This is a genomic window from Trebonia sp. (genome assembly GCF_030042015.1).
GTDB lineage: Bacteria > Actinomycetota > Actinomycetes > Streptosporangiales > Streptosporangiaceae > Trebonia.
On sequence record NZ_JASIAL010000116.1, the window covers coordinates 1 to 5,470 of the forward strand.

6 protein-coding genes are annotated in these 5,470 nt (G+C 71.7%); 2 read left to right on the plus strand and 4 right to left on the minus strand.

Annotation, left to right across the window (positions count from 1 at the left end):
• Nucleotides 1-768: DUF4349 domain-containing protein (locus Q1N79_RS05790; RefSeq protein ID WP_300605351.1), on the plus strand; the 768-nt coding region annotated here is incomplete at its 5' end.
• Between the two features lie 16 nt (nt 769-784).
• On the opposite strand, the gene hemQ is transcribed toward Q1N79_RS05790, so the two are convergent.
• Together hemQ and hemG are read right to left on the minus strand one after the other, a co-directional pair.
• On the minus strand, nt 785-1,498 hold the full coding sequence (hemQ, locus tag Q1N79_RS05795) for a hydrogen peroxide-dependent heme synthase (protein ID WP_300605353.1): 714 nt from the start codon (nt 1,496-1,498) through the stop codon (nt 785-787).
• Between the two features lie 18 nt (nt 1,499-1,516).
• A complete protein-coding gene (gene hemG, locus Q1N79_RS05800; protein WP_300605355.1) occupies nt 1,517-2,935 on the minus strand; it encodes a protoporphyrinogen oxidase in 1,419 nt (472 codons plus the stop codon).
• A 368-nt stretch (nt 2,936-3,303) separates the two neighbouring features.
• Here hemG and Q1N79_RS05805 point away from each other — a divergent pair, with 368 nt between their 5' ends.
• Nucleotides 3,304-3,990 (plus strand): VTT domain-containing protein, encoded by a 687-nt coding sequence (locus Q1N79_RS05805; protein ID WP_300605357.1) that lies wholly within the window; start codon nt 3,304-3,306, stop codon nt 3,988-3,990.
• On the opposite strand, the gene Q1N79_RS05810 is transcribed toward Q1N79_RS05805, so the two are convergent.
• Both Q1N79_RS05810 and Q1N79_RS05815 read right to left on the minus strand, forming a co-directional pair.
• A complete protein-coding gene (locus tag Q1N79_RS05810) occupies nt 3,987-4,661 on the minus strand; it encodes an HAD family hydrolase (RefSeq protein ID WP_300605359.1) in 675 nt (224 codons plus the stop codon). The two genes, Q1N79_RS05805 and Q1N79_RS05810, sit on opposite strands and share 4 nt — an antisense overlap.
• The gene (locus Q1N79_RS05815) at nt 4,639-5,415 is read right to left on the minus strand and encodes a tyrosine-protein phosphatase (protein WP_300605361.1); all 777 of its coding nucleotides are present in this window, start codon (nt 5,413-5,415) and stop codon (nt 4,639-4,641) included. The genes Q1N79_RS05810 and Q1N79_RS05815 overlap by 23 nt, the downstream gene beginning before the upstream one ends.
• Between the last annotated feature and the right edge of the window lie 55 nt (nt 5,416-5,470).

A 5,470-nucleotide genomic window follows, 5' to 3' on the forward strand; every position in this document is an offset into this window, starting at 1 on the left:
GCCGCCGGGTTCGGCGGCGGCTCGGCGCAGTCCGACTCGGCGCGGCTTGTGCCCACCGGTCAGCAGCTCATCTACACGGCGCAGCTCACCGTGCGGGTCCGCGGCGTCAGCGCGGCCATCGCCCGCGCGACGTCGATCGTGACCAGCGCCGGCGGGTACGTCTCGTCAGAGAACGCGACGACCAACCCCAGCCACCCGGCCCAGTCGACCGCGACCATCCAGCTCAAGATCCCGGTGGCGGTGTACGCCGCGACGCTGAGCGAGCTGACAAGCGGCCTGGGCGCGCAGCTGTCCCTGCAGCAGCAGGCGCAGGACGTGACGCAGGAGGTCGCCGACGTCAGCAGCCAGGTCGCCTCTGACGAGGCGGCGATCGACCAGCTGCGCGCGCTCCTGAAGCACGCCGGCTCGGTCGCGGACCTGCTCAGCGTGCAGGATCAGATCAACTCCGAGGAGTCCAGCCTCGAGGCCATGCTGGCGCAGCAGAACGCGCTGAACCACGAGACCTCGTACGCCACGGTCACGATCTCCGTCCTCGGCCCGAAGGCAGTGGCCAAGCCCGCCAAGCCCAAGCCGCCGCCCGGGCTTGTCAGCGGCCTTGCCGGAGGCTGGCGCGCGTTCCGCACGACGGTGTCGTGGTTCCTCGCCATCGTCGGCGCGGTCGCCCCGTTCGCCGCGGTCGCCGCGGCGCTGGCCGGGCTGGGGTACTGGATCCGGCGCCGGCTGACCCAGCGCGGGCGCCAGCGCACGGGCAGGCCCGCCGACAGCTGACCCTTGGCCCGGGGCCTTACGCCAGGTCGGCGACGAGCGCGGCGACGGGCTTGCGGCGGCCGGTGAAGAACGGGATCTCCACCCGGGTGTGCCGCCTGGCGTCCGCGCCGCGCAGGTGGCGCATCAGGTCCACGATCCGGTACAGCTCGTCGGCCTCGAACGCGAGCATCCACTCGTAGTCGTTGAGCGAGAAGCAGCTCACGGTGTTCGCGCGCACGTCCGGGTACTCGCGGGCCATCATGCCGTGCTGGGCGAGCATCCGCCTGCGCTCGTCGGGGTCGAGCAGGTACCACTCGTACGACCGGACGAACGGGTAGACGCTCACGTAGTTCCGCGGCTCCTCCTCGGCGAGGAACGCGGGGATGTGGCCCTTGTTGAATTCGGCCGGCCGGTGCAGCGCCATGGCCGACCAGACCGGCTCGCTGGCCCGGCCGAGCCGCGTCCGCCTGAAGCGCACGTACATCTCCTGCAGCTCGTCGGACGTCGGCGCGATCCACCACAGCATGTAGTCGGCGTCGGCGCGCATGCCCTGCAGGTCGTAGCAGCCGCGGGTGACGACGCCCTTGCCCGCCGCCTGATCGAGCACCTCGGCGAGCTCGGCGCCGGCCCGGTCGCGACCGCCGTCGCCGTCAAGCGCGGGCCGGTCCGACACACGGAACACCGCCCACATGGTGTACCTGATCAGCTCGTTCAGTTCCCTGGCCTTAAGCCGCTTGTCTTCGTCAGCCATGGACACGATCTTAAATCCCTATTCCGAACGATCCCTCGCGCCTGTGGTCCGCAGCTGGCTCAGCACCTGCTCGACGGCGGCCTTCGCGGTGCCGACGCACGCGGGGATGCCGACCCCGTCGTAGGCGGCGCCCGCGACGGCGAGCCCCGGCTGCCGCGTGACGGCCGCGCGGATGCGCGCGACGCGGTCCAGGTGGCCGACGTTGTACTGCGGCAGCCCGCCGCCCCAGCGGGTCACCCGGTGCGCGACCGGGGCTTTTGTGATTCCTGTCGCGTCCGCGAGCTCGGCGGCGGCCAGCGCGGCCAGGTCCTCGTCGTCGCGCTGCAGGATCGCCGTTTCGCCGATTCTCCCGATCGAGCAGCGGACGATGTGCACCGGCGCGTGCCTGGTCAGGTGCGGCCACTTGACGGTGGAGAACGTGACGGCCTTGACCGCCCTTCCGTCCACGGCCGGGACGAGGTACCCGCTGCGCTGCTGCTCGGGGAAGTCTTCTTTACGGTAGGCCAGCGTGATGATCGCCATGCTCGCGTACGGGATCTGGCTGAGGGCCGTGGAGGCGGCCGGGATCGTTCGGGATAGGAGTCTTGCGGCTGGCGCGGCCGGGACGGCCAGGATGACCGCGTCCGCCTGCAGGTGCTCGGGGTCGGCCGCCGAGCCTATGACCAGGCGCCAGCCGGTCGCGGTGCGGGCCAGGTCGCGGGCCATCGCGCCGGTGCGGATGCCGGCGGCGCAGGCCTTGGCGACCGCGTCCGGCAGCGCGCCGAGGCCGGTGGTGAGCGTGACGAAGATCGGTGCTGGCGTGACTGGCTGTGCCGGCGTGGGCGGGATCAGGCCGGCTACCGCCGCCGTCAGCGTCGGGTGCTTCTTCGCGGCGGCGGCGAGCGGGGCGAGCGTGGCCTCGAAGGACAGCTCCTCGCTGCGGCCGGCGTAGACGCCGCCGAGCAGCGGGTCGACGAGCCGGTCGACGACCTCTTTGCCAAGGCGGGCGCCGACGTACTCGGCGACGCAGACGTCGCCGTCCTGCGGCGGGACCTGGGACTCCTGGCGGGCGCGGGCGACCCCTGCAGGGGAGACGACCCCGGTCGCGGCCAGCTCGTCCATGTCCGCGGGCACGCCCATGAACTGCCTGCGCGGCAGCGGCCGCATCGCGCCGCGGGTGTAAATCGCCGACGACGTGGTGCCCGCGGGCACGAGGTCGCCCGCGGGGCCTGTTGCTGTTATCAGGTCGGTGCCTTCCGGGCGGCGGGCGAGCAGCGCCTCCGCCCCCTCGTCCACCGGCACCCCGGCGACCTCGCTCGCCGACAGCTTGCCGCCCAGCCGCGGCGAGCCCTCGAGGAGGGTGACTCGCACAGGCTCGTCCTTGAGGAAGAAGGCCGCCGCGAGCCCGGTGATCCCGCCGCCGACAACGACCACGTGCGGGTGCGCGCCATCCGTCATGGTCTACAAGCCTGCCACAGCCGCCTCAGCGCCAGGGCCACGCAGTCCCGTCATCGCCGGCGGACGCGAGCAGCCCGTGGCGGGGCGCGACCACGCGGAACTGCGGAACTGCGGCGCTGCGGCGCCGCGGCTAGGCTTCCCTGCTGCCCCGGGAGTCTCACTAGTGCGACTTTGCTCACTCTGTGACCATTTCGCCGTCCTTTATGGGCGATTTGTCCATGCAAGGAGTGTGCAAAGATTACGCAGGGGGCTGTTGTGGCGAAAGGTGCGCCGAGGGCGGACGCGTGGTCCGCGCGGCCGGGCCGCGGCGGGACAGCGCGGCCGCACCGCGCCTCGGCGCGTCTGCGGCGGTCTGTCACACTAGATCAATGACGATGGAGGTCGGCCGTAGTCGCGCGGCCGACCTGGTGTGCGGCAGCGCCCTCGTCGTGTGCCAGGGGTGGTCGGCGCTCAGCTCCGTCCTGATCCCCGTGTGGCTCGGGACGCGCCCTGTCCTGCTCGAGTTGGTGAACGGCAGCGCCCTTTCGGTCGCCGCGGCCGGCGCGTTCGTCCGGGTCGGCCAGGCGAGCCTCGCGGCGGCCCTGCTCGCGGTGCTCCCGGTCTGGCTGCCCGTCGACATCGTGTCCTGGTGGACGGGACGCCACTTCGGGCCGGACGCCGCGGACTGGCTCATCCGGCACCGGCCGTCGAGCAAGCGTGCCGTCGAGCGCTGCGAGCGGCTGATCGACAGGTACGGGATCGCGTCCGTGATGATCGCCCCCTGGCTGCCGTTGCCGACCGCGCTCATGTACGCCGCCAACGGCTGGCGGCGATTGCCGCTGGCCGTCTTCGTCATCGCGGACGCCGCGGGCACGCTGCTGCGCGCCGCCGTCATCGTGCTCATCGGCTACACCTCGGGCACGGCGGGGGTCCGCGTCGTGCGCGAGGTTTCCGGCTATTCCGCCTGGCTGACGGGGGCAGTGGTCGTCTGCCTGCTCGCGATCGTCTACCTGCAGGCCAGGAAGCTCAACGGCGGCCTCAGGCGCCGGCCACGCCAGCGAAGCGAGCCAGGCTAGAAAAGCCCGGGCGCGTCTAGCAGTGAGCGGACCACGGGAAAGCCGGATGCCGGAGGCTGCCCGTCGAGGTCGCCGCGCAAGATCTGGATGGCCCGCACGCCGACCGCCTCGGCGCCGGCGCAGAAGGCCGGCTGGTCGTCGATCATGACCGCGTCCGTGGCGGCGACGCCGAGATCCGCCAGCGCGGTGACGTAGATCTCCGGTGACGGCTTCGTGAAGCCGACCTCGCAGGACAGGACGACCGCGTCCGCGAGCGGAATCAGGCCGAGGTCAGCCAGCAGCGGCCGCGTCGTGTCCGCGCAGTTGCTGACCAGCGCGATCAGGATGCCCTGCGACCGGAGCCTGGTGAAGAACGGAACCGTGTCATCGAACACGCGGGTGCACTCGCGCATCAGCTCGGCGTCCTTGCGGGAGAGTTCGTCGACCAGCTCGGGCACCGGATCGATCCCGAAGGCAGGCAGGCTCTGCGCGAACGACTTGGCCATGGTGAGCGCGCCGCGATCCCGCTGGGCACGGGTCTTGAGCCACTCCCCCAGCCACGCGTCGGCGTCGACGTCAAGGAACCGCGACAGCGCCTTGACGCGCGCCACGAAGCTGGACTTCAGGATCGTGTCATAGACGTCGACGAGGCACCCGCTGGCCACGAGCTCAGGCCTGCCGGAGCTTGGCACGCAGCAGGCTCAGCTCATCGTCGGTGAAGCCGTTCCGGGCCAGCCACGCGGGCAGCCCGCCGTAGCGCACGTGCAACTGCTCGAGGAACGCCTTCATCGTCTCGGCGCGCGGCAGGTGCGCCTGCACGGGCCTGCTGCTGATGTCCTCGGCGTACGTCCGGGAGCGCCGCAGCCGCTCGATGATGGCGTCCAGCCGGTCGGCGGTGGCCATGTAGTCGGCGACGATGGCCTCCGGCTCCACGTCGGCGGCGGTGAGCGCGAGCGCGACGATCACCCCGGTCCTGTCCTTCCCGGCCGCGCAGTGCACGATCGCCGCGCCGCGGGAGGTCGCGATGGACCGCAGCGCGCCGGTCACCTCGCTGGGGCGCTCTTCCAGGTAGCCCAGGTAGTGGCCGCACATGATGTCGTCGGGGAAGCGGGACTTGTCCCGCTCGCGCTTTTGCAGCAGGAGCGCCTCGGCGACCGCGTCGGTGCGGGACCCGAGTTCGGGCAGGACCGGATGGTATGCGTGGCGCACGCCGGGCACCGCGTCCAGCGGGCCCGGCCCCTCGAGTTCGACCTCGGCCGTGGTGCGCAGGTCCACGACCGTCGTGACGCCGATCTCGTCGACGAGCCTGGAAACGTCCGCGGGCGACAGCTCCTGCAGGTTCTCCGAACGCAGCAGCCGTCCCGCCACCGTGGCTCCGCCGTCGGCGGTGGGCAGCCCGCCCAGGTCGCGAACGTTGACCGCACCCTCAAGATCGATCCACCCCATGTCACCATTGTCCCATTTCGCTGTCACTGGGTGATACCGGGCGCTGTCGAAGCCC